Raw genomic sequence first — 26334 nt, 5'->3', positions numbered from 1 at the left:
CTATCACCTCAGTCGAAGATTTTCTTCGCGTAGTCCTCGAAGTAAGCAACCACGTTTTCTTTCACTTCCTTCTCGTCGAGCGTGGAAACGTCAATCCAGTGGACGTAGAGCCACTTACCGTCGTCGCTTATGTCAACGACAACCGTTCCAGGCGTGTTGGTTATCGAGTTCGCAACGAGAACCTTTCCGTAGTCGTTTTCCACTTCAAGAGGGATTCTCACGATGCCAGGGTTGGCCTTGAGGGTGAAGACCCTCTTCGCGACGTCAATGTGCGTCTTGGTCTCCTCGATGAAGAAGTAGCGGAGGAAGTATACGATTGCGTAGAGCCACCTCTTCGGCGAGAAGAACTTGAGCTCGTTCTTCACGAGCCAGTGACCCACTATTACGGAAACTATAAACGCAACTATACTGCCTGTTATCAGGTCGTACTCCGTCGCCGAGCCAGTGTAGAACAGATAGGTGGCAAGGACTATAAAGAAGGTCGCTGGAGAAAACCTCCTCACGTTCATTCGTTCTCACCCCCCATTATCTCAGCTATGTCCCTCGCGTCAACCGTCCCGTGAAGGCGGTAGAACTGTATGGCGTAGGTTGTAAGCAGTATGTTCATTGCCATTCCAATGACTATCGCCGTCAGAACCAGAGCCTGGGGGACGGGATCAACTGCCCTGCTCAGGAACTCTTCAAAGCTCAAGTGCTCCTCGTAGATAGGGGGAAACACTGGAAAGACGAGGCGGTAGCCGATCAGGATGAAGAGCATGTTCACCGCGTCGCCCAGGACGTTGAGCATTATGATCTTCTTGATTAAGTTGGAGCGCGTAACCACGCCGTATATCCCAAGGAACACCATGCCGAAGAGCGTCAGTGTAATGTAGGCAAGGAGAAGGTCAATCATTCATCTCCCCCCTGAGGACTGTCTTGAATATCCACTCCGAAACGCCGAGCACGAGGAACACCGTGAGAAAGCCAAAGGTCACCGCCAAGTACTCGCCGACGTCGAGGTTGAAGAGACCCATTTCCCCAGGCAGGAGGTTTATTTCGAGCACCTTACCGCCGTAGAGGAAGAGGGGGGCGAGGACGGTGGCTAGGATTAAAGCCAGGCCGAGGGCGTAAGCCGAAACCGTGTGCTTCACGGTGAGGCCCTTTCTCTCAATGGTGAACTTCGAGAAGACCGCGAAGAGGAGCAGCGAGGCAACGGCCATTGCCGAACCGCCCTGGAACCCACCACCGGGAGTTAAATGACCGTGGAGCGCTATCGAGGCAGATATGGCCACTATCATGACAACCACTAGCTTGGTAATTGCCCTTGTTATCAAATCCATATGCCTGTGCGGTTCACTGGCCTCAAGCTCCTTTACTATCTTCTCCTGCTCGCTCGTCAGCCTCAGCACGCTGAAGGCCCCCATAATCGCCAGGAAGAAAACGAATGTCTCGAAGAGGGTATCAAAGCCCCTGTAATTCCACACTATCGCGGTGACGACCTCCGGGCTGTGGCTGGTCAGGCCCTCGTGGGCGAAGGAATGGCTTAGATAAAACTCCCCGAGGGGCCTGAGCTCGGCTCCCCCCAAACCGAGGACATTCTCCACAGTCACCGCGTAGGCTATGAACAGGAAGGCAAGCAGGAATGAGACGGCGACTACGACGTCCCTCTTCATTCTCCCACCTCGTAGCGCTCCGTTTTGCTTATGGCGAGGATCACAAGAGCCGTATATGCACCGACGGCTATCGCAAGGTATGCCAGGACTATATCGGGCGCGGCCAGTATGTAGAAGCCGAGGGCGAAGAAGGTTGACTGTACTGAACTCAAAGCTAAGGCCTTTAGCAGGTCGTGCTCCTTCATGGCAAGATAGCTGAAGACGAAGCCGAAGGAAACAACTATCGCCAAGATTAGGAAGTGTAGCTCAATCATTTCATCAACCTCCTGAATGTGAACTTCGGCTCCTCTTCCTCACCCGGAAGCTCCTCGTGCTCGTGAACAAGCTCTGCAACGTCCTCTCTCTTCGGCAGGTCTTCCTCAAGCTGGTCGACGACCAGCGGCGGCTTCTTTCCGACCCTTCCGAAGTAAACCGCTGAAACTATTGAGTGCGTTCCGGTGGGCGCTATCAGAAGGATAAGGACACCCACGGTAAACGCTATTCCGGCCATAAAGAACCTCTGGGAGCCAAGGGGGTGGTAGACGAGCGCCACCAGTCCCGCCCCGAAGATGGGCAACACCGCACCCCCAATCGTCCCAACGGTAGCTGCATGAGTCCTCATGTAGAAGTCGGGGAAGCGGAGCAGGCCTATAGCCGCTATTAGGTCGTAAACCGCCCCGAGGAGTATGGCTATTGAGCCGATTATGAAGACGATGTTCTCTAGGATCATACCTCCACCTCCCCGTAGAGGACGTATTTCGTGTAGTAGATGTCCAGCATGAAGGCCCAGAGGGTGAGTATTATCGCACCGCTCGCGAGCATTATTGACTTGAAGTAAATCCCCAGCACAACCATGAAGGCGGCCATATCAAATGAGAGACAGTCAACGGCAAGGATAATATCAGCAGTTGTCGGCCCCTTAATTGCCCTAATTCCGTAGAGGACGAAGGCAAGGGTGTAAATGACAGCGGCGAAGTACAGGACGTTAAGGAAAACGGCCTCAACGTTCATGCAAACACCCCCAGGAGGATTATTACCACGGCCATTGCTATCGCAAAACCGCTCATGAGCGTGTTCATGTCGGGGTTCCGTGATTTACCCCACTGGGCGAGTTTCCCAACGGCCCTTATGATGGGCATAAACATGGCCTCGTCGAGGTGTCTGATGGGGTAATCGAGGGCATCGTCGTAGTCCTTGATGAGAGGTAACTCATGCCTCGGAACGACCTTTATGATGGGGAGTATGCGTTTGAGGTAAAAGTCCTTGCCCGCTGAGATGAAGTAGTCGGCCGTGAATCTGAGAATGTCGCCCATGTTGTAAAATATGAGGAGGAGCTCGCTTACACGCTCGGTTGGCATTCTGCCTATCCTCAAGCCCGTGTACACGGTAGCGATAAGCGTAGCGAGTGCGATGAAGGAGCTAGGTCCTCCAAAGAATAGCTCCACAGGATTCTCGGGCAACGGGTAACCGAGCCCCTCCACCGATCCCGTCAGCCAGGGAAGCAGAATGAACGGAAACACCGCCACGGTGAAGCTTACAAGTGCAACAGCTCCGGTTACCGCCCTCATCACAAAGGGAACCTCTTCCCTCTCTACCTCTCTCTTACAGAGGAGCCTGTTTACCCTCCTGACCTGGATTATCGAAGCCAGCGGGAATATCCCAAGGAAAGCCACCGTGACGACCATGAGCCAGAGGAGGACGTTGGTCGTGCCCATCGAGGCGGTGTAGATCAGCCACTTGCTCACGAACGCCGAAAGCGGCGGGACTCCTGCCATTGAGAACACGGAGAGCGAGACGAGGAAAGCCATGACATGGCCCTTAAGGAGCTTCCTTATTGAGCATATGTTGGGCTCCTCGCCGTAGTGCTCTATTGCGCCGAGGCCGAAGAAGAAGGCGCTCTTGTAGAGGATCTGGTAGAGGACGTGAAGCAACGCTCCGAGGAGGGCAACGGTTCCGAGGAAACTTCCTTTGAGAACGAGGGAGCTACCGAGGGCGAAGTAGGCTATTCCAACGTCCATAACGCTGTGGTATGCGAACTTGCGCTTGAGCCTGATTTCCCTGAAGGAGTAGAGGGTGGCAAAGGCCGTTACCGTCCCTACGAACGCAACGACGTATCCGAAGGCCTCACCCGTCGGAATGATGAAGTGGGCAACCCTCAGGAGCAGGTAGACACCAAGGCCCTCACCGATGAGGAAGACCGGAATAAATGGGCTTGGAAGTGAGCGGTAAACCCTCGGAACCCAGACGTGGAACGGAAACGCCCCGCTCCTGACGAGGGAAGCCGAGAGGAAGAGGGCCACGAGGAATGCAGGGCCCACGGGGAGCTTTCCAAGGTTTTCGTGGAGGGCGTGGAAAGTCAAGTGGTGCAAATCTCCCACTGCACCGTAGGCAAGCCCGCTGACCACCAGAAGGGGGATTATCCCGAAGACCTGCGTGAGAACCAGGTAACGCCAGGTGGCCTTCCTTGAACCTCTCGTTTCAGAGGCGAGCACCATGACCACGGTAAACACCGCAAAGAGCTCGTAGGCGAGAGTAAGTCTTTCAAGGTTGTCAGTTACAAGGAAGAGAACCGCCGAAAGGAGGGCCATGTTGGTGGCCATTGTCAGAAATCTGACGTTGCCCCTGACCTCGTAGGAGGGGACGTAGAGTGAAAGAGCCAATGCCGTGAAAGCTACGACAAAGAGGAAAAGGGCCGAGAGGGAGTCTATTTTAACCGTCGTAGGGAGGAAAGGTATAATCTCGCCCTCAAGGCCTTTGAGGCCTTCAATTGAGACTCCGAAGAGTGCCAGTGAAGAGAGGAACGTGAAGGCGTAAGCTACTCTCTTTCCGGTGAAGAGGCCGACCAGAGCCGCTATGAAGAGCAGTCCGAGGGCCAGCTCCAGGAAGTAGAGGCTCATGGTACCACCCCGTAGAATGTTATCTCCTCAACGAGCGGGTAGGCGAGGTAAGCCGAGACCAGCGTCAGGACGATGAGGGTGACCAGAGAGGCCGTTATTATCGGGTGGGTTGGGGCTCTCTCAACGCTGGGCCTGCCAAAGACGTTTCTCGTTATCCACTTGAGGCCGACCCAGAGGAAGACGGCCGAATCAGCCAGCACCATCAGTATCGGGAGCCAGGCCAGAGCGGAGACCCTGATGAGGCTCAGGTTAGTCAGCAGTTCTGCCTTGCTGAATGCTATTCCCATCGGGGGGAGGCCCGCTAAACCGAGGAGTGCCACCGTCCAAGCGAGGCCGTTTATCGGCAGTATTTCCCTGAGACCGCTTATCCGCCTCAGGTCAAGGGTTCCGAGGGAGTACGTGAAGGTTCCAGCGGTGAGGAAGGCAAGGCCCTTGACGAAGGCGTGGGTTGTCAGCTGGAACATCGCGGCTTTGAGGCCGATGTCGAACCCAGGGGCCTTTCCAGTAAGGCCGAGGACGGCGTAGGTCAGGCCAACGAACATTATTCCCGCCTCTGCCACCGTTGAGTATGCCAAAAGCCTCTTCGCGTCCTTCTGGACGGGGTAGTTGAGTATCGGGATTAGGAGCGTGAGGGAGACCATTACGGCCATGAAGTAGAAAATCCAGACTGGCAAAGGCCCTATGAACTGGATAACCCTCGCGACGAGGTAAACGCCCATCTCAACCATCGCCGCGCCGTGGAGGAAAGCGCTCGCTGGAGTCGGCGCCTCCATCGCGTCCGGAATCCACGAGTAGGTCGGGAACTGGGCGCTCTTGGTGTATCCCGCTATGAGCAGGGCGAGGAAGAGCCATGGCTTGACGTCGGGGGAGACCTTGGAAAGCGAAAACAGGCTCAAATCGTGGAGCTGGGTGAGGCCGATGTAAATGGCCGTGTAGAAGCCTATCATAGCCCCTACGTTCGGAATTATGAAGGCCTTGAAGCCCGCCCTCCTGCCTGCGGGAGTGTTGTAAAAACTAACGACGCCCCAACAGGCCAGTCCCATAAGCTCGAAGAAGATGAGCAGGCCGAGGAAGGTCGAGGAGTATATGAAGCCGAGTGTTGCCCCCTCGAAAAGGGTCATCCAGGCGTAGAAGAGGCCCCTTCCCTTTCCTCCGGGGTGGCCGACGTTTCTTTCGCTCATGTACTCGACGCCGTAGAACATGAATATGAAGCCAGCAACTGCAACGACCGTTCCGATTAGAACGCTCATGGGGTCTATTATTATGCCATAGACTTCGCCGAACTGGGTGCTTCTTAGGTAGGTTATGTGGATTAGTTCCTCATGGGTTTTAAGATACAGGAGAGCGACCCCAAGCTGGGCTATCATCGCAGTGAGAAATGAACCTAGCATCACGATGTCGGCCTTTCTCTCGTCGAGCTTGAGGAGGATTAACCCACCGATGAGCGGGACTACGAAGGCTAATGTTACGAGAAGGTCTATCATGACTGACCCCCCAGTCGGGTTAAAGTCCATTCGGTTTGTCTAACGAACCTTTTTAAAGTTTTTCGTTTATCCCCGAAAGGCCTTTAGGCAAAAGTTAAATTAGGGCCAAAATCTGAGGAATACCCAAAGGCCTTTTGACTGATTTTTACTCCTTCCCTTCCTCGTCCAGCTGGATGTATTCAATAGTGCTGATGTACTTCACGTAGTCCATCGCCTTCTTTGGGTTCAGCATATCGCTTATGAGATTCTGGAAGTAGTCCTCCCTGTCGTAGGCAACCTCGTAGTTCACCACGACGTCAAGGTAGCCGGAGTGGAAGTTCTCCGCCTCCTCACGCGTGTATAGCTCGAATGAGACATGGTAGCCGTACTTCTCCTCTATCGGGTCCCTGATGTTCTCGACAAAGTCGGCGACGCGGTTCATCTTCACCGGGTCGTAGGCGTGCTCGATGATGACCATAACGTCTATCTCAGGGAACTCCGGGTCTTTAAGGTGTCTGCCGTAGAACACCACCGAAACGAGATTATCCCCGTAGAAGTCCTTCAGCCTCCTGAGAAGTTCCTTCTTCGCCTCATCAATCCTCCTCACGTTTTCACCTCCAAAAAGTTAAAGATAAGATCTCAATCGAAGCTCGGCCGGTAGCGGTACTCCACGTGAAGCCTGCTCTCCGCGTCGAGCTTTCCGGCTGCCTCCAGCAGGAGGTTCCTGTCCCCTTCCGGTAGTTTCTCAATCGGCAGCTTCATGATGTCCCTTGGCGTTATCTCGAACTCCCTTGCGTCATCGGCAACCCCCAGCGTGCTCTTAATAACCTTCACTGCCTCTTCGCTGAGCTCCCCTTCCTCCTCTATCAGCAGCAGATCGCCCGCGTAATGTCCCGTAATCCTCGCCGAGTACTCCGGGTAGTCCACGTACTTGAGGCGGTAGAGCTTCCAGGGCACCTCAGACACCCGCCGTAACGGGGTATTTCTTCCTGAGGGCCTCTCCCAGGGAGCGGTACTCATCGTAGAGGCGCCAGAACTCGTTCTCAAGGAAACGCATTGCAAAGCCAACCCTGGAGTCCTTCTCTTTGAGGAAGTATCCTGTGACGAGGTCGTGGAGCTTCTCCCTCGGGTTCTCGGGGCTCTCTTTGAAGGCCCTATCAACGAGCTCGATGAAGTCGTTGAGAACCGCTTCCCTGTCGTAGTAGCCTATGACGCGCCTGAGCTCCTCCCTCAAGGTTAGCCAGTAGCGCAGGGGTATCGGCCTGTCCGGGATTCTAAACTCAACCTCGTTCTCGGCCTTGGGCGTCTCCTTCGGCGGGAGCGCAATCCAGTATTCACCTTTCATCTTCTTCTCCTTGATGCCGAGGAGCTGGGCCACGCCGTAGAGTATCTCCTCCGGACTCGGTGGACAGCCGGGGATGTACATGTCTATCGGCACTATCATCTCGGGCCCGCCGCTCCTGAGCCTGTCCCTTCCGCGCTGGGGAGAGGTGTTGTAGAGGGCGTAGCTGTTGTAGAAGATTCCACCGCTCGAGGCGCACGTCCCTATCGCGACCACTATCCTCGGCTTCGGCGGCATGGCCTCGTAGGCCTTCTTGAGCATTATCCTCGTCTGCCTCGTGAGCGGGCCGGTGATGAAGAGCGCATCCGCGTGCCTCGGGTTGGGGACGACCTTGACACCGAGCCTCTCGAGGTCGTAGTAGGGGCTGAGTACGTCGAGCACCTCGATGTCACAGCCGTTACATGAGCCCGCATCAACGTGATAGACCCAGACGGACTTGAGCCTTCTTTCCATCACTCCTCACCCCCCTTCTTTACGAGTATGAACGCTGGATATGCGTTGCCCTCGGTTTCCCTGAGCTTCTCGACGGTCTTCCTCATCTTTGCCTCCTGGGTTAGGCAAATCCTGTCTTCGAGCGCGTACATGTCGAGGATTTCCTTGGGCAGAATCGCCTTAACGTACTCAATCTGCCTCTCGGTGAAGTCGAGGTACTCACCGCACTCCTCGCAGTAGGCCAGCTTGTGCTCAACGACCTCGACGAGGTCCTCCTTGTTGTCAGTCGCCACTTCGAAGATGTTAGTCGGCTCCATCGCGCCGGTCGGGCAGACCTCAACACAGCGGTGGCACCTTATGCAGCGGGCCGCGTTGAAGGTGAGCCTCTTGACGCCCCTCTTTTTGTCCCACTCGAGGATTAGGGCATCGGGCGGGCAGGCGTTGACGCAGGCTCCACAGCCTATGCACTTCTCGGGGTTGATGTGCGGGATTCCCCTGTACTCGGGTGGCTTCTCAACCTCAACAAAAGGATAAAGGGTGGTGACCGGGGCCTTTTCGCTGAACTTCCCTGCCTCCATCCTGTTCCACTTCTTGAGCTTCTCGGTGTAGGAGAGGCTCTCGGCCATCAGAACACCCCCTTGTATTTAATGGAGAGCTCGTTGAACTCGGCCTCGGTGAGAACCCTAACTTTACCCGTCTCCACGTCAACGAACTGAACCCTCTCGGTACAGGAGTAGCACGGGTCAATGCTCGCTATGATGAGCGGTGCGTCTGCAACGTGGTAGCCCCTGAGCATCTCCGGCACGGCGGGCAGGTTGTTGTAGGTCGGAGCCCTAACCTTCCAGCGGTAGACCTTGTTCTTCTCGCCGGTCATGACGTAGTGGACGACCTCACCGCGGTGGGCCTCGGTGAAGCCCAAAGCTTCTTCGTACTCGGGCAGGCTTCCTATCGGCGTGAATATGTCGCCGCCCGGCATCTGGTCTATGAGCTGCTCAACAATCCAGATGCTCTCGAAGAGCTCGTCCATCCTGACGAGAACCCTGGCCAAAACGTCGCCCTCTTTGTAAACCGGAACCTTGAAGTCAACCTCGTTGTAGGCTGTTGCTGTTTTCGTCGCCTGGTCGAGCCTCGTGTCAATCCTCCTTCCGCTGGCCCTTGCAGTAGGCCCGAGGACGGAGTAGGCCTTGGCAACCTTGTAGGGCAGGATTCCAACCCCCTCGGCGCGCTTGATGAACGTGTTGGTGTTTAGAGCGATGTCGATGAACTTCTTGGTCTCCTCACGTATCTGCTTGACGACCTTCAGGATTTCCTCCTTGCGGTAGTCCAGGAGGTCTCTCCTGACGCCACCTACGATGTTCATTCCGTACTGCTTCCTGTTTCCTGTGAGCCTCTCAACGAGCCACATGACTGGCTCACGAATTCTCCACGCGTGCATGAAGCCCGTGTCGTAGCCGACGAGGTGAGCGGCAATGCCGACCCAGAGCAGGTGGTTGTGAATCCTCTCCAGCTCAAGCAACAGGGTCCTTATGTAGCGCGCCCTGTCTGGAATCTCCACATCGGCCAGGCGCTCAACCGCCATTGCGTAGCTGACCGAGTGCTGATAGCCGCAGATTCCGCATATTCTCTCCGCCAAGAAGAGAACCTGGTTGTAGGTCAGTCTGCCTTCACCAGTCTTCTCGATTCCCCTGTGGGAGTAGAAGCCGCGGTAGTCAACGTCCACTATTTCCTCGCCCTTGACGAAGAGCCTGAAGTGGGCAGGCTCCTCTATGCCAGCGTGAACCGGACCCATCGGGACGAGCGACGTACCTTTAGGGGTTTCCTTGAACTCCGTCTTCGGTTCAGTGACGGGAGAGTGCCTGTAGTCCATGTCCTTTCTAAGAGGATAAACTCCCTCCGGCCAGTCCTCTGGGAGGATAAGCCTCCTCGGGTCTGGGTGGCCAACGGGGTTGAAGCCGAGCAAGTCCTTAACTTCTCTCTCTATCCAGAGCGCCGCTGGAAGCTTCTCGGCCACACTCGGGAAGCTGGGGTCGTCAGCGGGCAGATAGGCTCTGAGGAAGACGTAATAGTTCTCGTCCATGTTGAAGGGCTCAACCTGGACGTTGAGGAAAGGCATGTAGACGAACTTGCCGTTGAGCGGTCTCTCGTCGGTTCCAACGGCGGTCGAGAGGTGGGTCTCCTTGAACTCGGGGTGGTTGTGCCACCAGAGCACCGCCTCGGGGAGGACTTCCCTGTCGATGACGAACATGTACTGCCCGTAGCTCATCCTCTTGCACTCTCTAATGTGCTCCTTGAAGGCCTCGTAAAACTCCCTCAGACCCTTCCTTTCAGCCAGGATTTCGTTAACGTCCGCCCTTCTGCAGTGGCCCTTTTCACATGCCCTGCATTCAAACTCGGAGTGAGCTTCCAAATCCTTCGTCCTAACCATTTTCACCACCCCATGAACGCCATCGCAAACACTATCAGACCTGCGAAGAACATTCTAACGTTCATCTTGACAACGTGGTCTACCCTAAGCCTTGCGTTGGTGGCTTCCAGAGCCGCTATAACGGGGTAGAGCGCTATCGTCAGCAGGAACTGGAGGGCCAGCACCAGTACTGCCTTCTCCGCCGTGTCTACTGGTCCGACCCACGGAAGGGTCAGCAGGCTGACGAAGAACCACAGCAGGGCGAAGCGCTTGATGTAGATGGCGTAGTAGAAGACTCCAAGGAGCCTTCCGCTGTACTCTGCCAGAGGCCCACCTATGACCTCCTGCTCCGCCTCGGCTATGTCGAAGGGCACGAAGCCGCTCTCAACGTAGAGCGCGTACGCCAGGATTATGTATGCCAACAGCAACGAGGGGGTGAAGTGGAGATTGGCCACGATGTCCGCTATGTTAAGCGAGCCTGCGTTATAAGCAAGGACGCCATAGATTATCGCTATTAGCGGTTCGACGGTGAGGACGATCTGCATCTCCCTCGACGAACCTATGTGGCTGAAGGCGTTCTGGACGCTGAGGCCAGCCAGGATAAGGAAGACGCTGACCATCAGCACCACGTAGAAGAACACCACTAAGTTGAATCCAAAGTCCACGGGGACTACATTGCCGTAGGGGAGGAGCAGGGCCGCCGACATCGCCGAAGCGAGTGCCAAATAGGGTGCCCATGTGAAGAGCGCGCTCTTGGTCGGCTTGACCGAGGGGAGGGCAAAGAGCTTGTTGAGATCGTACCATGTCTGCATGAGCGGTGGTCCGCGCCTGTACTGGAGCCTCGCCTTAACCCTTCTGGCTATACCGTCTAGGAGAGGAGGCAGGAACAGGAACAGGACGATGCCCGCAAGGCTGAATCCAAGTTTGACCGCGTCTATCTCCATCTCCCTCACCTCACAGTGCTATCAGTATTCCAACAATCGCTCCCACCACCACAAGGGCCAGCACGACGAAGGTTCCAAGCCTCATCCCTGGGAGGACGTCCCTGGCGATGTTAAGGAACCTGACGAGTGGCTTGAAGACCTCCTCGTCTATGTGCATTATCTCCCTCTCGCGGAGGTCGTCGAGGGTCTCTATCTTGGTGTACGGTGTGTCAACTATCTTGGTGAAGTAGCTCGCCATCCAGAGGTAAGCCTTGGTTATGTAGTGAATTGCTCCAGCTCCGACGCGGTAGAACCAGTCGCCTAACCTATAGAACGAGCCTATCTTCTCCTCGTACTTGAGGTAGTAGCCCTCGGCGTTTATCCTGTACTCGTCCTCGTCAAGCTTCGTTGCACCGCAGTCCCAGGGCTTGGCTTCCTTTCCGAACTCCGGTTTGAAGACGAGGTAGAGTCCAAAGGCCAGTATTCCGAGAACTATCACGAAGAGCACTGGAGAGAACATCACCGACTGGAAGCCTATCTTGTAAAGGTTCTCGTTTAGCGGGGCGTTGAAGACGTTGAGGATTCCCGTTACCGTTCCAGGGAAGACGCCTATGAGGAGCGTTAAGCCTGCGAGAACCCACTGGCCAACGAGCATCCCAGCTGGAACCTCCTCGACGTTCTCGTAGCGCTTCATCTCACCGCCGAACTGGGCACCATAGAGCTTTATTGAATACGCCAGAGTTCCCGCACTGAGGAATGCCGCGAGGACGGCGCCGAGGGCCAGGATGTAACTGTCGGAATAGTAGCCCGAGACGTAGATGAGCCACTTGCTTATGAAGCCGTTGAAGGGCGGAACGCCACTTATGGCGAACGAGGCGAAGAGCGCCGCCAAAGCTGTTACCTTCATCGTCTTGCCGAGGCCACCGAGCTCGTTGAGCTCAACTGTTCCAGTCCTGTACTCAACTGCCCCAGTCGAGAGGAAGAGCGAGGCCTTGAATATCGCGTGGTTGAGGGCATGGAAGAGTCCCGCGAAGGCCCCAAGCGCTCCAACGGTGCCGAGGAAGCCACCCTTCGGGATGAGGGCCATTCCTACTCCGAGGCCGAACCAGACGTAGCCCATCTGGCCGATGGACGAGTAAGCCAAGAGCCTCTTGGCGTTGGTCTCCCTGAGGGCGTAGAGGGTTCCGACGGTGAGGGTTATCGCGCCTATCACCGCAACGAAGAGGCCGAGGTTGTAGCTCGTTCCGACGGTTCTCCAGATGAGGGCTATGAGGCCATAGATGGCCACTTTCTCCATTGCACCGGCCATTACAGCCGAAATGCTGGTTGGAGCGGCCCTGTAGGTCTCGGCAACCCAGAAGTGGAATGGCACCATACCCGACTTTGCCATGAACGCCACCATGAGGAGCGCCGTGAAGACGGCCTTGGTGCTGGCAGGGGCGGTTGCCATCGCGTTCGCTATGTTCTCAAAGGTAAGTTCTTCAAAGTTTCCAATCAGAGAATAAGCGGTTCCCAGGGCGAGGAAGAGCGGGATAGTGTCGAGAAAGTGCATGGTGATGTAGTACTTGACGCTCGCGTTGACGTCCCTCGCTTTTTCGCTGAAGAACACCAGCACGAACGAGCTGAGGGTCATGAGCTCCCAGCCCATAACGAAGTACTCCATGCTGTCCGCGGTAACGATGAGGGCCATGCTCGCGAGGAGGGTGTTGTATGCTATCGCGTAGACCCAGCCCTTGCCGACTTTTTCGAAGAGCTCCATGTAGTTTATCGCGAAGAGCGAAGCCGCCGCTCCGACGAGGCCAATTATGAGGAGGAACACTATCGAGAGGTCATTTATCCTGATGGGGATTCCGAAGAGGTCGCCCGAGACAGGGCCGCTGGTGTAAACTTCGTAAACCTGCCAGAGGAGGGCGAGTGAGCCGAGGAAAGCCATGAAGCTTGACGCCTTAACCGTGGCCTTGTAGTCCCTAAGCAGGCCGACGAGACCACCGAGGATGAAAGCCCCAATCGCGTATTCGAGTATCATCTCACATCACCCCGCAAAGCCTATCTTCATCACAACGTCGAGGCTGACCCAGGGCATCACTATGCCGACGATTATGAGGACGATGAGCACCGCAACGATGACCTTTGGCTCCTTCTTGGGCTCACCCTCGCCGAAGAAGCTCTCCCTGAACCAGAGGAGAACGACCACGAGCAGTATTGCGGCGTCTATTAAAACAACCGCAGGGAAGAGCCACGATGCTATTCCCTTCGCATGTCTGGTGCTCATGATGGTGAAGGCCTTGCTGAAGAACAGTCCGAGCGGTAGGACACCCGAGAGACCGAGGAAGCTGAGGAACCAGGCTATGCTCGTCCACGGGACGGTTCTTCTCATACCCTTAATGAGCTTGAGGTCGGTGGTGCCGTAGGCAAGGGCAAGCCCACCAACGGAAGCGAAGGCGAGGGCCTTAACGACGGCGTGGTTGACGACCTGGTATAGGGCAATCTGAATCCCTGCCACGTGGCCGAGTAGCGCGTAGGCAAGGGTTATGTAGGCAACGGCAGTTTGCCCAATTGTGGAGTATGCTATGAGCCTCTTCGCATCGCGCTGGAGCGGGTAGTATATCATCATGAGGACTATCAGGACAACAGTCAGACCTCCAAGAACCCAGAAGTATTCGTCGTTCGGCTTCATGTACTGGATTGCCCTGAAGAGCATGTACGCACCGAGCGGAACAATTGAGGCAGAGTGAACGTAGGCGCTCGCTGGAATCGGTGAGGCGGTTGAATCTGGGAGCCATGAGTAGAACGGGAACTGGGAGCTCATCATGAAGGCCGCGAAGATGAGCAGGAGGAATGCCGTACCGTCATAAGTGGCCGTGGTGAGGTCCTGTCCTGTGCCGAGAACGGCAACCGCTCCGAGGATGAGGAGCACCCCAACGTTGAGGACGAGGAAGGCCTTGAGGGCGTCGGTCTTGGCACCGCCGAGCTCAACTAAGAAGAGCATCGCTATCGCCATCAGCTCAAGCGCAACGGCGAACTGGACGAGGTTTGTGGAGTATATGAATACCATGCTGGCCCCTGTGAGCAGGCCGAAGAGCGCGTAGAACTGTCCTTTTCCTGAGTCAAGGAACCTGCTCGCGTAAACGGCCATCAAGAACGCAATCAATATCGAGACGAAGCCCATGAGGATTGAAGCGACGTCCAGGTTTATCCCAAAGACCTCGCCGAGGTTACTGGTGGTGACGTAGCTCGTATGATAGACCTTCTCGGAGCCCTTTGAGAAGAAGTCGTAGACTGCTACACCATTGAGGAGCAGGGAAACGCCGAGGACCGAGCTCGCTATCAGGTCGGCGGTTTTTCCTTCGAGCTTCCAGATGAGCAGGAGCGCGAAGGGGATGAGCGCTGAAATTAGCACCAGTTCAATCATCACCATCACCCCTTGGTTTTTAACCCTAGGTTTCCCTCGCAAAAAAATAAGGTCAGAGGACGATGTAGGCCTTCTCGCCCTCTCCCTTCTCGGCCGAGCCCTTCAGGTTGGCAACTATCTTCCCTTCCCTGTTCCAGAGTATCTCGTTTATCTCACCGAACTTGAGGGCCTCAGTTGGGCATGCCGAGACACAGGCCGGAAGCAGACCCTCTGCCCTTCTGTCGGCACAGAGGTCGCACTTGTCCATAATCTTGTTCTCCTCGTCGAGCTTCGGAACTCCGAAGGGACAGGCGACGGCACACATGAGACAGCCGATACACTTGAGGGGGTCGAAGGCCACCGCGCCGTCCTCGTCCCTGAAGAGCGCCCCCGTCGGACAGACGTTCATACAGGGTGCCTTCTCACAGTGGCGGCAGTTGAAGGGGACGGTGAAGAGGTCGGGGAACTCGAAGACCCTTATCCTTGCCTCGCCGTGCGTCATTTCACAGGCCACTTCACAGGCCTTACAGCCGATACAGCGCTTATAGTCGAGGAAAATCTTCTTGCTCATTCCAACCACCTCACTCCTCCACCTTCCTAACCCTGGCCGCGACGGCCTTGAGCTCGGCCATCTTGGTCTTCTCGTGGGTAACCTCAAGGGTCAGGACGTTGATGTTCCAGTGGTTCGGCATCGCTATGACGCCCTCCCTGACGTGCTCGGTAACCTCTGCCCTGACGAGAACGCTTCCGCGTCTGGTCTCGACCTTGACGAGGTCTCCGCTCTTTATGCCGTACTTCTCGGCGTCCTTCGGGTTAATCATGACGTACTCCTCGGGCCAGCGCTTCTTCAGGCTGGGGCTCTCAAAGGACATTGTTCCGGTGTGCCAGTGACCGACCTGCCTGAAGTTTGTGAGCCAGAGCGGGTACTCCTCGTCGGGCATCTCGGGCGGCTCGCGCCACTTGACGGGCTGGAGGTGTGCCTTTCCATCTGCCGTCTTGAAGCCCTTCTTGAAGAGGACCTTCGTTCCCTCGCCGGGCTCTGTGCACGGGAAGAAGCATCCCTCGGGGTGCTCGGCGAGGTATTCTGGAGTCGCGCCCTTGAACATCGGAATGACGCTGTTTATCTCCCTGAGGATTTCATCGGGGTGCTCGTACTTGAAGTACTCGCCGAGGCCGAGCTCCTTGGCGAGCTCAACCAGGATGAGCCAGTCGGGCTTGGCCTCTCCTGGGGCTTCGGCGGCCTTGTAGCTCCTCTGAACCCTTCTCTCGGCGCTTATAGCTGTTCCCGTCTTCTCGAACCAAGCCGCAGCCGGGAGGACTATGTCGGCATATTTAGCGGTCTCGGTGAGGAATATGTCCTGCACGACGAGGAAGTCAAGCTTCTTGAGCTGCTCCCGAACCCACCTGCTGTTCGGGGCAGACTTGGCGATGTTACCGCCGACGATGTACATCATCTTAATCTTGTTGCCCATCTCACGTATCATGCTGGTGAGGTCAAGGCCAACCCAGTCGGGTATCTTGAAGCCCCAGAGCCTCTCAAGCTCGGCCCTCGCGGCCTCGTCGGTAACGAGCTTTCCTGTCGGGAGCTTGTTGGGGGCAATGCCGCTCATTGCCGCACAGAATCCGCACTGCGCTCCCGGGAAGACACCGCTCCAGACGCCTTCCTTGCCGATGTTGCCGGTAATCGCGATGAGGTTCGCGAGGGCGAGGGCGAACTCGAAACCGTTGACGTGCTGGTTGAGACCCTCGTTGACGAGAAGAGCGGTCCTCTTGGTGGCGAAGAGCCTCGCGACCTTCCTTACCTCCTCGGCGGGAACGCCACTTATCTTCTCCGCCCACTCGGGGGTGTACTCCTTAACGGCCTCCTTGAGCTCCTCGAAGCCAACGGTTCTCTCCTGGACGAAGTCCCTGTCGTAGAGCTCCTCGCTTATGACGACGTTGAGCATGGCCAGGGCTATCGCGAGGTCGGTTCCCGGGTAGGGCTTTAGGTGTATGCTTGCATACTTGTGGCCCCTCGTCTCGCGCGGGTCTATAACGACCATCTGGGCACCGTTGTCGAGGACGGCCTTCTCGATGTACTGGCCGAAGAAAACGGGAGCGGTCTCCGCTGGATTGTGACCCCAGATGACTATCAGCTCGGCCTTGGCAACGTCCTCGAAGGGGTTGGTGGCAGCCGCGCTTCCGAAGACGGCCGTTCTCGCGGGGCTGTTGGAGTACTGGCAGTACCTTCCCGGGAAGTCGAGGTGGTTAGTTCCTATCGCCTTAGACAGCTTGTGGACGAGGTAGTTCTCCTCGAAGGTTATCTTCTCGCTTCCGAGGAAGGCTATCGCCTCTGGGCCGTAGGTCTCCTTGATTTCCTTAATCTTCTCGGCGATTATTCTGTAAGCTTCGCTCCAGCTTATCTCCTCAAACTTTCCTTCTCCCTTCTCACCAACGCGCTTGAGGGGCTTTTTGAGTCTCTTGGAGCTGTTGATGAACTGGTAGGAAGCAACGCCCTTTGGACAGAGCTTTCCGCGGTTGACGGTGGGGTGGTCGTAGTCGAATTCAATCCTCCTGATGTATCCGTTAACGCTGACCGCATAGAAGCGACAGCCGACTGAACACCAGGGACACACTACGGGCACGAGCTTTTCAGCCACGTCCATCACCTCTAAGTACATTGACTGACTAGTCATTTACCCTTGTACCTTAAATACCTTTCGTGCACACAATTAAACACTCTTGTAAACAGAAAGGAAGATAAAACGTAAAGTGTTTCACAGAAGTTATCCCAAAAGGGTTTATATCTCAGCGGAGAGCTTAAGGTAAGATGTAACGACATCCACCAAGTGGTTCAGGTACTCCTCGTCACTGAAACCAACGCATTCCTTCGCGTGCAGATAGTGGAGCAGAGACCCTATAAAGACCTGGAAGGCGACGAGGGCCTGGGCAAACCCGACTTTTGTGTAAACCATTATCCTGCGGGCTCCGGTTCTGAGAAGTTCGGAGCATGATTCGTTATAAAGCAGGTCAAGAGATTTACTACGTTTTCTCATGGCCAGGAGGCTGAAAAGTATCTCACGGCGGTGGTTTTTGCCGTAGAATTCCAAAAATTCCCTGCCCAGGGCCAGAAGAAATTCCCTGAGTGTGGGATACGAAACAGTGACATAGGGATCTTGGAGAGAGGGAAATGCAGCTATGGGCATAGCATCAACGGCAATCTCCTTTATTAAGTCGTCCTTGCTCTTGAAGTAGAGGTAGAACGTGCCCTTTGCAACCCCGGCGCGGTTCACTATCTCATCTACAGTGGCCTTATCGAAGCCCTTCTTTGCAAAGAGCTCCATTGCCGCGGAAACGAGTTTCTCGCGGGTCTTGCCAGGGGACTTCATGGACAAACCCTCACTCATGACTAATTAGTCACTCACCTCATTGAGGATATACCAACAAGGATTTAAACTTTCCGCCTCAGGGATATGGTTGATCAAACCCCATAAATTCCGACTTTCAAGGGACGCATCTAACCTCATTTCTAGGATTTAGGATAAGTTAGCAGGCACATGCCAGCCTTTCACAACATGCCCCATCTGACTGACCAGTCAGGAAAAAATATATTAGGCAGATGGTACTCTAACCAGAGTTGGTCAGTAATCATGGCCCTGATGCTCGCGGGAAGGGTCGTTGAAGTAAAGGACGGAAAGGCAATAGTGGACGTTGACGGCCGCCTAAAGGAAGCAAGGCTGGACTTCATCAAAGATATAAAACCTGGGGACTACGTGAAGATTTACTACGGCATAGTCCTTGAGAAGGTCAGCAGAGAAGAGGCCAAGGAGACCCTCGCGAGGTGCTCTTATCACCGCTCAAGCAAGCTTGAACTGACCTTCACGGTTTCAAACCGGAGGTTTTAGAAAAGCTAAATAGCCCCTCTTGAGAACCCAAGGTAGGTGAAGCTCATGTGTTTAGCAACCATCGCGAAGGTTTTGGAAGTTGATAGGGAGAAGGGAACCGCTTGGGTTGACTTCGGAGGAGTTAAGAGGGAGGCGAGGATTGATCTGATGCCCGACGTCAAGCCCGGCGAGTACGTGCTAATTCATACCGGATTCATAATAGAGAGAGTAGACGAGCAAACGGCCAGAGAGATACTGAGTGCCTGGGAGGAGGTCTTCAAAGCCGAGGAAAACGCACTTGGAGGCTACTACTACCCGGGTGATTGAGATGGAAGGCGTTGAATCAGTTGTGGCTCCTTACAGAGACAGGGGAATAGCCCAAAAGCTCGTGGAGAAGATTAAAGAAGAGGCAAAAACCCTCGACGGCGAGATAAGAATAATGCACGTATGCGGGACCCACGAGGACACGATTACCCGCTCAGGAATCCGCTCTCTTTTGCCCGAGAACGTTAAAGTAGTCAGCGGACCCGGCTGTCCGGTCTGCATAACGCCGGTTGAAGACATCGTGGCGATGCAGCTGATTATGAAAAAGGCCCGCGAGGAGGGGGAAGAAATAATTCTCACGACCTTCGGTGACATGTACAAAATCCCCACTCCAATGGGAAGCTTTGCCGACTTGAAGAGCGAGGGCTACGACGTTAGGGTCGTTTACTCAATCTACGACGCCTATAAGATGGCCAAGGAGAACCCGGAGAAAACCGTGGTCCACTTCAGCCCTGGCTTCGAAACGACAACCGCCCCAACGGCGGGAATGCTCAACGCCGTCGTCAACGAGGGCCTTGAGAACTTCAAGATTTATTCCGTGCATCGGCTCACGCCCCAGGGAATAGAGGTCCTCATAAAGCAGAAGAGCAGGATAGACGCGCTTATAGATGCGGGCCACGTCTCGACGATAATAGGCGTCAGGGGCTGGGAGTTCCTGAGCGAGAAATACGGGATTCCGCAGGTCATAGCCGGCTTCGAGCCAAACGATGTTCTTCTAGCAATCCTGCTCCTGATAAGAATGTACAAGGAGGGCGATGCGAGGGTCGTCAACGAATACAAGCGCGCCGTCAAATACGAGGGGAACGTCGTCGCCCAGCGGCTGATTGAGAAGTTCTTTGAGGTCAAAGACGCAAAGTGGCGTGCCCTTGGAATTCTTCCAAGGACAGGGCTGGAGGTAAGAAAGGAGTGGGAAGAGCTCGAAATCCAGAACTTCTACCACGTCGAGGTTCCCAAGAACCTGCCCGACCTTGAGAAAGGCTGTCTCTGTGGTGCCGTGCTGAGGGGTCTGGCAATGCCAACCGACTGCCCTCACTTCGGAAAGACATGCACGCCGAGGAGCCCCGTCGGCCCGTGCATGGTGTCGTACGAGGGGACATGCCACATATTCTACAAGTACGGGGCGTTGTTCTAACACCAAAGGTTCAAAACTCCCCTCTCGTTTTCAACTTTTGGTTTTGAAAACCTATAAAGGTTCCAAATGCAAAAGGAAAGCGGTGGAAGCTATGAAGGCTTACCGCATTCACGTTCAAGGCATCGTCCAGGCCGTCGGGTTCAGGCCGTTCATCTATAGAATAGCTCACGAACACAACCTCAGGGGCTACGTCAAGAACCTCAGCGACGCCGGAGTTGAGATAGTAGTCGAGGGAAGGGAAGGGGATATAGAGGCTTTTATCCGTGACATATACCGCAAAAAGCCCCCCCTTGCGAGAATTGAGAAGATTGAGCGAAAGGAGATACTACCACAGGGCTTTGACCGCTTCTACATCGAGAAGAGCTCGAAGGGCGGAAGCGGCGGGGACTCGATAATCCCGCCGGACATAGCGATATGTGAAGACTGTTTAAGAGAGCTCTTCGACCCGACGAACAAGCGCTATATGTACCCCTTCATCGTCTGCACCAACTGCGGGCCCAGGTTTACAATCATCGAGGATTTACCCTACGACCGCGAGAACACGACCATGCGTGAGTTCCCGATGTGCGACTACTGCGAGAGCGAGTACAGAGACCCGCTCAACAGGCGCTACCACGCCGAGCCCGTCTGCTGTCCAGTCTGCGGGCCGACCTACCGCCTTTACACAAACGACGGCGAGGAGATAACCGGAGACCCACTCAGGAAGGCGGCGGAGCTGATAGACAAGGGCTACATCGTGGCAATCAAAGGAATAGGTGGAATCCACCTCGCCTGTGATGCCACCAACGAGGAGGCCGTTGCAGAACTCAGGAGGAGAACTTTCAGGCCGCAGAAGCCCTTCGCGATAATGGCGGACTCCCTTGAAACAGTCAAAACCTTCGCCTACCTGAGCAAAGAGGAGGAAGAGGAGCTGACGAGCTACAGGAGGCCAATCATAACGCTCCGCAAGAGGGAGCCCTTCCCCCTCCCAGAGAACCTTGCGCCCGGTCTGCATACCATCGGTGTCATGCTCCCCTATGCGGGAACCCACTACATCCTCTTTCACTGGAGCAAAACGAAGGTCTACGTGATGACCTCGGCAAACTATCCAGGAATGCCCATGGTCAAGGACAACGATAGGGCATTCGAGGAGCTGAAAGAGATGGCAGATTACCTTCTCCTGCACAACAGGAAGATACTCAACAGAGCAGATGACAGCGTGATCCGGTTTGTAGACGGAAAGAGGGCCGTTATAAGGCGCTCCCGCGGTTTCGTCCCGCTCCCGATAGAGATTCCCTTCAACTACCGTGGCCTGGCGGTTGGGGCCGAGCTGATGAATGCCTTCGGAGTGGCCAAGAACGGGAAGGTATACCCAAGCCAGTACATCGGCAACACGGGGAAGGTCGAGGTTCTTGAGTTCATGAGGGAAGCAACAGAGCACTTCAGGAAAATCCTTCGCGTGAAGGACTTCGATTTAATCATAGCCGATCTCCACCCAAGCTACAACACCACGAAGCTCGCCATGGAGCTGGCGAACGAGCTCGACGTGGAGCTGCTCCAAGTTCAGCACCACTACGCCCACATAGCGAGCGTTTTAGCCGAGAAGAACCTTGAGAGCGCCGTTGGAATCGCTGTGGACGGAGTCGGCTATGGAACCGACGGGAACACGTGGGGCGGTGAGGTTCTCTACCTCGGTTATGAGGACGTTGAAAGGCTGACCCACATAGACTACTACCCGCTCCCCGGCGGAGATTTGGCGAGCTACTACCCGCTCAGGGCTTTAATGGGAATTCTGAGCAATATATACAGTGTTGAGGAGCTGGAGGGAATCATAACCAAGTGCTGTCCAAAGGCCATCGAGAGCCTCCGCTACGGAAAGGTTGAGTTCAACGTCGTACTGACCCAGCTGGCGAAGGGCATCAACACGAGCTATGCCTCCTCGACTGGAAGGGTTCTCGACGCCCTGGCAGTCCTGCTAAACGTCGCCTACAGGAGGCACTACGAGGGAGAGCCTGCGATGAAGCTTGAGAGCTTTGCCATGAAGGGCAAGAACGACCTCAAGTTCGAGGTTCCAGTTGAGGGAGAGCTGATAAAAGTTGAAGAGCTCTTTGCACAGATTCTCGGCGTTCTTGAGAAAGCTCCGCCCGCCGACATAGCCTATTCCGCCCACCTCGCCCTTGCGAGGGCCTTCGCAGAGGTCGCGATTGAGAAGGCAAGGGAGTTCGGCGTGAAAGATGTCACCATGAGTGGCGGCGTTGCCTACAACGAGCTCATCGTCAAGACGGTGAGGAAGGCTGTGGAGGCGTCGGGCCTTAGGTTCCACGTCACAACCGAAGTCCCGAGGGGGGACAACGGGATAAACGTTGGCCAAGCATTCCTGGGTGGCCTCTACCTAGAGGGCTACCTTACGAAGGAAGACCTGATGCTGTGAAGGTTTAAGTGGTGAAACGCAGAAAGCCGTAGGGGGGAGAGTGGTGGCCACGATACCACGAGAGGAACTCCTTAATATCCTTCGGGAGGTTAAGGAAAAAGCCAAAGAAATACTCGGCGATGACTTAGTGGAGGTCATACTCTTCGGCTCCTACGCTAGGGGAGAGGCGAGGGAAGACAGCGACGTTGACGTCCTCATCATAGTCAAGAGGAGGTTGACGCTCGACGAATACGACAGGCTCAGCGAGGTTACTGAAAAGTATCTCCTTGACAGGGGGCTTGTTATTTCGGTTATTGTCTATCCCACAAACGCGAAAATGGAGCACGATCCGCTAATTCAAACGGTTCACACGGAGGGCATCAAGATATGAGGGAGTACGCGGAGATACTAAGGAAAGCCAAGAAGAGCATCGAGGCCGCCAGGACACTGTTTGAAAACGGTTTCTACGCCTTTGCACTTTCAAGAGCGTACTACTCTATGTTTTACTGCGCCGAGGCAATTCTTATGACCAAAAACATACGCGTTTCGAAGCATTCTGCGGTCATAGCACTTCTGGGCAGAGATTTCGTCAAGACGGGAGAGATCCCCCACAAGTTTTTCACTTACCTAAGAACCACATTTAATCTCAGACAGACCGCCGATTACTCCTTTGTTTTGGACATCACCGAGGAGGAGGCGCGCGAAAACATAAGGCGTGCCGAAGAATTCCTCGAATTCACGAGGCAATACATCTCATCTAAAGGTCTTTTGGAGGGTTAAACATGGGCGAAAAGATAAAGCTCGAACACGGAGCCGGCGGAGAGATTATGGAAGAGCTCCTCAGGGACGTTATACTGAAAACTCTGACCCTGAAGAGCGCGGGTGGAATAGGGCTGGACGCGCTCGACGACGGGGCGACGATACCATTTGGAGACAAGCACCTTGTGTTTACAATAGACGGCCACACGGTCAAACCGCTCTTCTTCCCGGGTGGAGACATAGGAAGGCTCGCGGTTAGCGGGACGGTGAACGATTTGGCGGTGATGGGCGCGAAGCCTTTAGCCTTAGCAAACTCGATGATTATCGGGGAAGGCCTCGACATGGAAGTCCTTGAGAAGGTTCTCCGCTCGATGGACGAAACCGCCAAAGAAGTTCCCGTTCCAATAGTCACGGGCGACACCAAGGTGGTCGAAGACCCCATAGAGATGTTCGTGATTACCGCAGGGGTTGGAATCGCGGAGAGGCCGATAAGCGACGCTGGAGCGAAGGTCGGCGACGTTGTTCTGGTCAGCGGGACGATAGGCGACCACGGGATAGCGCTGATGAGCCACAGGGAGGGCATAGCCTTCGAAACCGAGCTGAAGAGCGACGTAGCTCCCATATGGGAGGTCGTTGAGGCAGTTGCAAAGGCCATCGGCTGGGAGAACATCCACGCTATGAAAGACCCAACCAGGGCAGGGTTGAGCAACGCTCTCAACGAGATAGCGAGAAAGAGCAACGTCGGAATCCTCGTGAGGGAAGCAGATATACCCGTGAAGCCAGAGGTGAAGGCCGCGAGCGAGATGCTGGGAATCAGTCCCTACGATGTTGCGAACGAGGGCAAGGTCGTCATGGTTGTTGCCAAGGAGTATGCGGAAGAGGCACTTGAAGCAATGAGGAAAACGAAGAGGGGCAAGGACGCGGCGATAATAGGGGAGGTAATAGAAGAATACAGGGGGAAAGTTCTCTTAGAGACTGGAATCGGCGGAAAGCGCTTCATGGAGCCCCCCGCCGGAGACCCCGTGCCGAGGATATGTTAAGGGGAGCTCTCCACTTTTTTCCACAGCTCTTCTATCTGCGGTATCGGCTCAATCTCCCTGCCCTTCAGGCTCCCGAGTATGAAGTTCTGGTCGAAGGGTATGACAACATCGGGCTTGACCGGAAGCTCCTCCTCGACGCCGGGCAGGGCTTTGTTGAGAACCAAAATGTGCTTCAATCCAAGGCTCTCGCTCAGAGTGGCTATCTTCTTTGAGAGCTCTATAGACTCAGCGGAGGGCTCTGCAACATCAATGACAACGTCAACGTACTTATCAATGCCCCTGCCGAAGTGTTCTATGCCCGCCTCGGTGTCAACTATGATGATTTCGCCGTCTTTCAGCGTTATGCCTTCGAGGAGCTTTCTCGCCAGGAATCCATAGGGGCAGGCACAGCCTTCCTCGGCCTCTTCAATCTTCCCGATGGTCAGGACGGCGAGGTTTCTTTTTTTGGCCAGAATCTCCCCGGGGATATCGTCAAGCGTCCAGTTGAAGAGCTCTTCATCGAGCTCACCTTTTCCTTCCGCCGCCATGAGGATTTTGGCCCTCTTCTTCCCGCCGAGGTGCTCGGCCAAAGTTTTCACTTTCGGAAGACCAAGCATCCTGTAGAGGCCAGGGTTGGACTCGTCGGCGTCTATGATAAGAACGCGGTAGCCTTTACCTGCGAGGTACTTGCCGAGCATAGCGCTTATCGTGCTCTTCCCGCAGCCGCCCTTACCGCTTACGAGAACCTTCATTGGTATCACCATTTGGCAAAAAAGTAGCACGACTTATAAGGGCTTTGGTTCATTCTTGTTTCTAACCTCTGGTTCAGGAAAGCGGTATAAAGTTCTCTTGCAAAGATAAGGCCGGTGGTGAAGTATGATTATCTCAAAACCCTGCGTCACGATGAAGGGCGTCGTTATAGGGGCCTATTCGTGGGAGAAGAAGATACAGCTCGACCTAACGAAGACTGCACAGTGTCTAAAGGAGAAAGGCTACACCGTAAAGAAACTTCTCCCGAACATGATGCTCATCGCCGAGATGGACGGCTACGAGGTAAGCGTTTATCCGAGCGGGAAGATAATCATCAAGCTTCTGGAGGACGCGAAGAAGGGGGAAGAACTGGCCAGGATAATTTACGACTGCGCCGGAGTTCTGGAGGTGGTCTCATGAGGATTCCTGAAGACGTAAGAAAGGATATCCCGCTGACGAGCGAGGTGATTTATTTCGACAACACGGCCACTTCGCTCACGCCCAAACCTGTTGTAGAGGCCATGGACGAGTACTACTTCAAGTACCGCGCCAACGTCCACCGCGGCGTCCACAGGCTCTCCCAGATGGCGACCCACAAGTACGAGGAGAGCAGGAAGGTCGTCGCCGACTTCCTAAACGCGAAGTTTGAAGAAATAGTCTTCACCAAGAACACGAGCGAGAGCCTCAACCTGGTCGCCCTCGGCCTTGAGGGCATCTTCAAGCGGGGAGACAAGATAGTAACGACCCCCTACGAGCACCACTCGGATTTACTCCCCTGGCAGAGATTAGCTAAAAAGCTCGGGCTGAGGCTTGAGTTCATAGACGGTGACGACGAGGGAAACCTCGATTTAAGTGATGCGGAAAGGAAAGTTAAAGGCGCCAAGCTCGTCGCGGTCCAGCACGTCTCGAACGCCCTCGGAGTTATCCACGAGGTTGAAGAGCTCGGGAAGATGGCAAAGGAAGAGGGGGCGATATTCGTCGTTGACGCCGCCCAGAGCGCCGGCCACATGGAAGTGGACGTGAAAAAGCTCCACGCGGACTTCTTAGGGCTGTCGGGCCACAAGGGGCCGATGGGGCCGACGGGAATAGGCGTCCTCTACATCAGCGAGGAGTTCTTTGACGCCTTCGAGCCGCCCATGATAGGCGGCGGGACGATTGAGGACGTAGACCTCGACGGCTACAAGCTGACCGAGCCTCCTGAGAGGTTTGAAGCAGGTACCCCCAACATAGGCGGTGCGATAGGCCTTGCCGCGGGAATAAGGTACATCGAAAAAATTGGAATAGACAAAATCGAGAGACAGGAGCACAAGCTCGTGAAGCGCATTACCGAGGGCCTTGACGAGCTAGAAGTGCCGTGGTACGGGCCGAGGAACCTGAAGAAGCACGCAGGCGTTGTGAGCTTTAACGTGCCCGGTCTGCACCCGCACGACGTCGCGGCCATACTCGACGAGCACAACATCATGGTTAGGAGCGGCCACCACTGCGCCCTACCTGTGATGAAGAAGCTGGGCGTGAACGGCACGGTCAGGGCCTCTTTCCACGTCTACAACAGCATCGAAGAGGTCGAGACCTTCCTCGGCGTCATGGAAGAGCTTGTCAGGGGTCTTCGGTGATT

The 26334-nt window shown here is 55.1% G+C and carries 29 protein-coding genes; 9 read left to right on the top strand and 20 right to left on the bottom strand.

Features of this window, described 5'->3' with window-relative positions:
- Window positions 1–8: 8 nt before the first annotated feature.
- From ACZ5ER_RS05415 to ACZ5ER_RS05325, 19 genes are all read right to left on the bottom strand, one after another.
- Window positions 9–509 (bottom strand): Na+/H+ antiporter subunit E, encoded by a 501-nt coding sequence (locus ACZ5ER_RS05415; RefSeq protein WP_050002926.1) that lies wholly within the window; start codon window positions 507–509, stop codon window positions 9–11.
- Window positions 506–892 carry a sodium:proton antiporter gene (locus ACZ5ER_RS05410; protein ID WP_050002925.1) on the bottom strand — a complete coding sequence of 129 codons (387 nt, stop codon included), beginning with the start codon at window positions 890–892 and terminating at the stop codon, window positions 506–508. Before ACZ5ER_RS05410 ends, ACZ5ER_RS05415 begins: the two co-directional genes overlap by 4 nt.
- Window positions 885–1652 (bottom strand): Na(+)/H(+) antiporter subunit B, encoded by a 768-nt coding sequence (locus ACZ5ER_RS05405; protein WP_050002924.1) that lies wholly within the window; start codon window positions 1650–1652, stop codon window positions 885–887. The genes ACZ5ER_RS05410 and ACZ5ER_RS05405 overlap by 8 nt, the downstream gene beginning before the upstream one ends.
- Window positions 1649–1906 (bottom strand): hydrogenase subunit MbhD domain-containing protein, encoded by a 258-nt coding sequence (locus tag ACZ5ER_RS05400; RefSeq protein WP_050002923.1) that lies wholly within the window; start codon window positions 1904–1906, stop codon window positions 1649–1651. Before ACZ5ER_RS05400 ends, ACZ5ER_RS05405 begins: the two co-directional genes overlap by 4 nt.
- Window positions 1903–2361, bottom strand: a complete 459-nt coding sequence (gene mnhG / locus ACZ5ER_RS05395; protein ID WP_464934999.1) for a monovalent cation/H(+) antiporter subunit G — start codon at window positions 2359–2361, stop codon at window positions 1903–1905. The genes ACZ5ER_RS05400 and mnhG overlap by 4 nt, the downstream gene beginning before the upstream one ends.
- Window positions 2358–2642, bottom strand: coding sequence for an MrpF/PhaF family protein (locus ACZ5ER_RS05390; RefSeq protein WP_050002921.1), 285 nt, complete (start codon window positions 2640–2642; stop codon window positions 2358–2360). Before ACZ5ER_RS05390 ends, mnhG begins: the two co-directional genes overlap by 4 nt.
- Window positions 2639–4528, bottom strand: coding sequence for a complex I subunit 5 family protein (locus tag ACZ5ER_RS05385; protein ID WP_464934998.1), 1890 nt, complete (start codon window positions 4526–4528; stop codon window positions 2639–2641). The genes ACZ5ER_RS05390 and ACZ5ER_RS05385 overlap by 4 nt, the downstream gene beginning before the upstream one ends.
- Entirely contained in the window at window positions 4525–6012 is a 1488-nt protein-coding gene (locus ACZ5ER_RS05380; protein WP_464935112.1) for a hydrogenase 4 subunit D, read from the bottom strand. Before ACZ5ER_RS05380 ends, ACZ5ER_RS05385 begins: the two co-directional genes overlap by 4 nt.
- A 145-nt stretch (window positions 6013–6157) precedes the next feature.
- Entirely contained in the window at window positions 6158–6598 is a 441-nt protein-coding gene (locus ACZ5ER_RS05375) for a hypothetical protein (RefSeq protein ID WP_050002919.1), read from the bottom strand.
- A 32-nt stretch (window positions 6599–6630) separates the two neighbouring features.
- Complete coding sequence (locus ACZ5ER_RS05370; protein ID WP_227738662.1) at window positions 6631–6948, bottom strand: hypothetical protein; 318 nt, start codon at window positions 6946–6948, stop codon at window positions 6631–6633.
- 1 nt (window position 6949) lies between these two features.
- Window positions 6950–7786, bottom strand: coding sequence for an NADH-quinone oxidoreductase subunit B family protein (locus tag ACZ5ER_RS05365; protein ID WP_464934997.1), 837 nt, complete (start codon window positions 7784–7786; stop codon window positions 6950–6952).
- Window positions 7786–8391 (bottom strand): 4Fe-4S binding protein, encoded by a 606-nt coding sequence (locus tag ACZ5ER_RS05360; protein WP_464934996.1) that lies wholly within the window; start codon window positions 8389–8391, stop codon window positions 7786–7788. The genes ACZ5ER_RS05365 and ACZ5ER_RS05360 overlap by 1 nt, the downstream gene beginning before the upstream one ends.
- A complete protein-coding gene (locus tag ACZ5ER_RS05355) occupies window positions 8391–10190 on the bottom strand; it encodes an NADH-quinone oxidoreductase subunit D-related protein (protein ID WP_464934995.1) in 1800 nt (599 codons plus the stop codon). The genes ACZ5ER_RS05360 and ACZ5ER_RS05355 overlap by 1 nt, the downstream gene beginning before the upstream one ends.
- 2 nt (window positions 10191–10192) lie before the next feature.
- Window positions 10193–11113, bottom strand: coding sequence for a respiratory chain complex I subunit 1 family protein (locus ACZ5ER_RS05350; RefSeq protein ID WP_464934994.1), 921 nt, complete (start codon window positions 11111–11113; stop codon window positions 10193–10195).
- 10 nt (window positions 11114–11123) lie between these two features.
- Window positions 11124–13118 carry a proton-conducting transporter transmembrane domain-containing protein gene (locus ACZ5ER_RS05345; RefSeq protein ID WP_464934993.1) on the bottom strand — a complete coding sequence of 665 codons (1995 nt, stop codon included), beginning with the start codon at window positions 13116–13118 and terminating at the stop codon, window positions 11124–11126.
- A 6-nt stretch (window positions 13119–13124) separates the two neighbouring features.
- Entirely contained in the window at window positions 13125–14504 is a 1380-nt protein-coding gene (locus ACZ5ER_RS05340) for a proton-conducting transporter transmembrane domain-containing protein (RefSeq protein ID WP_050002912.1), read from the bottom strand.
- A gap of 52 nt (window positions 14505–14556) precedes the next feature.
- Window positions 14557–15054: a 4Fe-4S dicluster domain-containing protein gene (locus tag ACZ5ER_RS05335; protein ID WP_050002911.1), complete on the bottom strand. Its 498-nt coding sequence runs from the start codon at window positions 15052–15054 to the stop codon at window positions 14557–14559.
- Window positions 15055–15064: 10 nt separating this feature from the next.
- Window positions 15065–17128 carry a formate dehydrogenase subunit alpha gene (gene fdhF / locus ACZ5ER_RS05330; protein ID WP_464934992.1) on the bottom strand — a complete coding sequence of 688 codons (2064 nt, stop codon included), beginning with the start codon at window positions 17126–17128 and terminating at the stop codon, window positions 15065–15067.
- A 135-nt stretch (window positions 17129–17263) separates the two neighbouring features.
- Window positions 17264–17851, bottom strand: coding sequence for a TetR/AcrR family transcriptional regulator (locus ACZ5ER_RS05325; RefSeq protein WP_081947210.1), 588 nt, complete (start codon window positions 17849–17851; stop codon window positions 17264–17266).
- 261 nt (window positions 17852–18112) lie between these two features.
- Here ACZ5ER_RS05325 and ACZ5ER_RS05320 point away from each other — a divergent pair, with 261 nt between their 5' ends.
- The 7 genes from ACZ5ER_RS05320 to hypE all read left to right on the top strand — a co-directional run bounded on the left by ACZ5ER_RS05320 (window position 18113) and on the right by hypE (window position 23990).
- Window positions 18113–18367: a HypC/HybG/HupF family hydrogenase formation chaperone gene (locus ACZ5ER_RS05320; protein ID WP_464934991.1), complete on the top strand. Its 255-nt coding sequence runs from the start codon at window positions 18113–18115 to the stop codon at window positions 18365–18367.
- Between the two features lie 45 nt (window positions 18368–18412).
- Window positions 18413–18673, top strand: coding sequence for a HypC/HybG/HupF family hydrogenase formation chaperone (locus tag ACZ5ER_RS05315; RefSeq protein WP_050002908.1), 261 nt, complete (start codon window positions 18413–18415; stop codon window positions 18671–18673).
- Window position 18674: 1 nt separating this feature from the next.
- Entirely contained in the window at window positions 18675–19802 is a 1128-nt protein-coding gene (hypD, locus tag ACZ5ER_RS05310; RefSeq protein ID WP_050002907.1) for a hydrogenase formation protein HypD, read from the top strand.
- Between the two features lie 91 nt (window positions 19803–19893).
- The gene (gene hypF, locus ACZ5ER_RS05305) at window positions 19894–22212 is read left to right on the top strand and encodes a carbamoyltransferase HypF (protein ID WP_464935111.1); all 2319 of its coding nucleotides are present in this window, start codon (window positions 19894–19896) and stop codon (window positions 22210–22212) included.
- Between the two features lie 43 nt (window positions 22213–22255).
- Window positions 22256–22582 carry a nucleotidyltransferase family protein gene (locus tag ACZ5ER_RS05300; protein ID WP_050003945.1) on the top strand — a complete coding sequence of 109 codons (327 nt, stop codon included), beginning with the start codon at window positions 22256–22258 and terminating at the stop codon, window positions 22580–22582.
- Window positions 22579–22971 (top strand): HEPN domain-containing protein, encoded by a 393-nt coding sequence (locus ACZ5ER_RS05295; RefSeq protein WP_464934990.1) that lies wholly within the window; start codon window positions 22579–22581, stop codon window positions 22969–22971. The genes ACZ5ER_RS05300 and ACZ5ER_RS05295 overlap by 4 nt, the downstream gene beginning before the upstream one ends.
- Before the next feature lie 2 nt (window positions 22972–22973).
- On the top strand, window positions 22974–23990 hold the full coding sequence (gene hypE, locus ACZ5ER_RS05290; protein WP_464934989.1) for a hydrogenase expression/formation protein HypE: 1017 nt from the start codon (window positions 22974–22976) through the stop codon (window positions 23988–23990).
- On the opposite strand, the gene ACZ5ER_RS05285 is transcribed toward hypE, so the two are convergent.
- Window positions 23987–24733, bottom strand: coding sequence for an ATP-binding protein (locus tag ACZ5ER_RS05285; RefSeq protein WP_464934988.1), 747 nt, complete (start codon window positions 24731–24733; stop codon window positions 23987–23989). The two genes, hypE and ACZ5ER_RS05285, sit on opposite strands and share 4 nt — an antisense overlap.
- Window positions 24734–24845: 112 nt before the next feature.
- Between ACZ5ER_RS05285 and ACZ5ER_RS05280 the strand changes: the two genes are divergently transcribed.
- Together ACZ5ER_RS05280 and ACZ5ER_RS05275 are read left to right on the top strand one after the other, a co-directional pair.
- Window positions 24846–25139 carry a hypothetical protein gene (locus ACZ5ER_RS05280; RefSeq protein ID WP_050002902.1) on the top strand — a complete coding sequence of 98 codons (294 nt, stop codon included), beginning with the start codon at window positions 24846–24848 and terminating at the stop codon, window positions 25137–25139.
- A complete protein-coding gene (locus ACZ5ER_RS05275) occupies window positions 25136–26332 on the top strand; it encodes a cysteine desulfurase (protein ID WP_464934987.1) in 1197 nt (398 codons plus the stop codon). Before ACZ5ER_RS05280 ends, ACZ5ER_RS05275 begins: the two co-directional genes overlap by 4 nt.
- Window positions 26333–26334 lie beyond the last annotated feature (2 nt).

Source organism: Thermococcus marinus, assembly GCF_055389025.1.
This window is presented reverse-complemented; position numbering and strand designations above follow the sequence as displayed.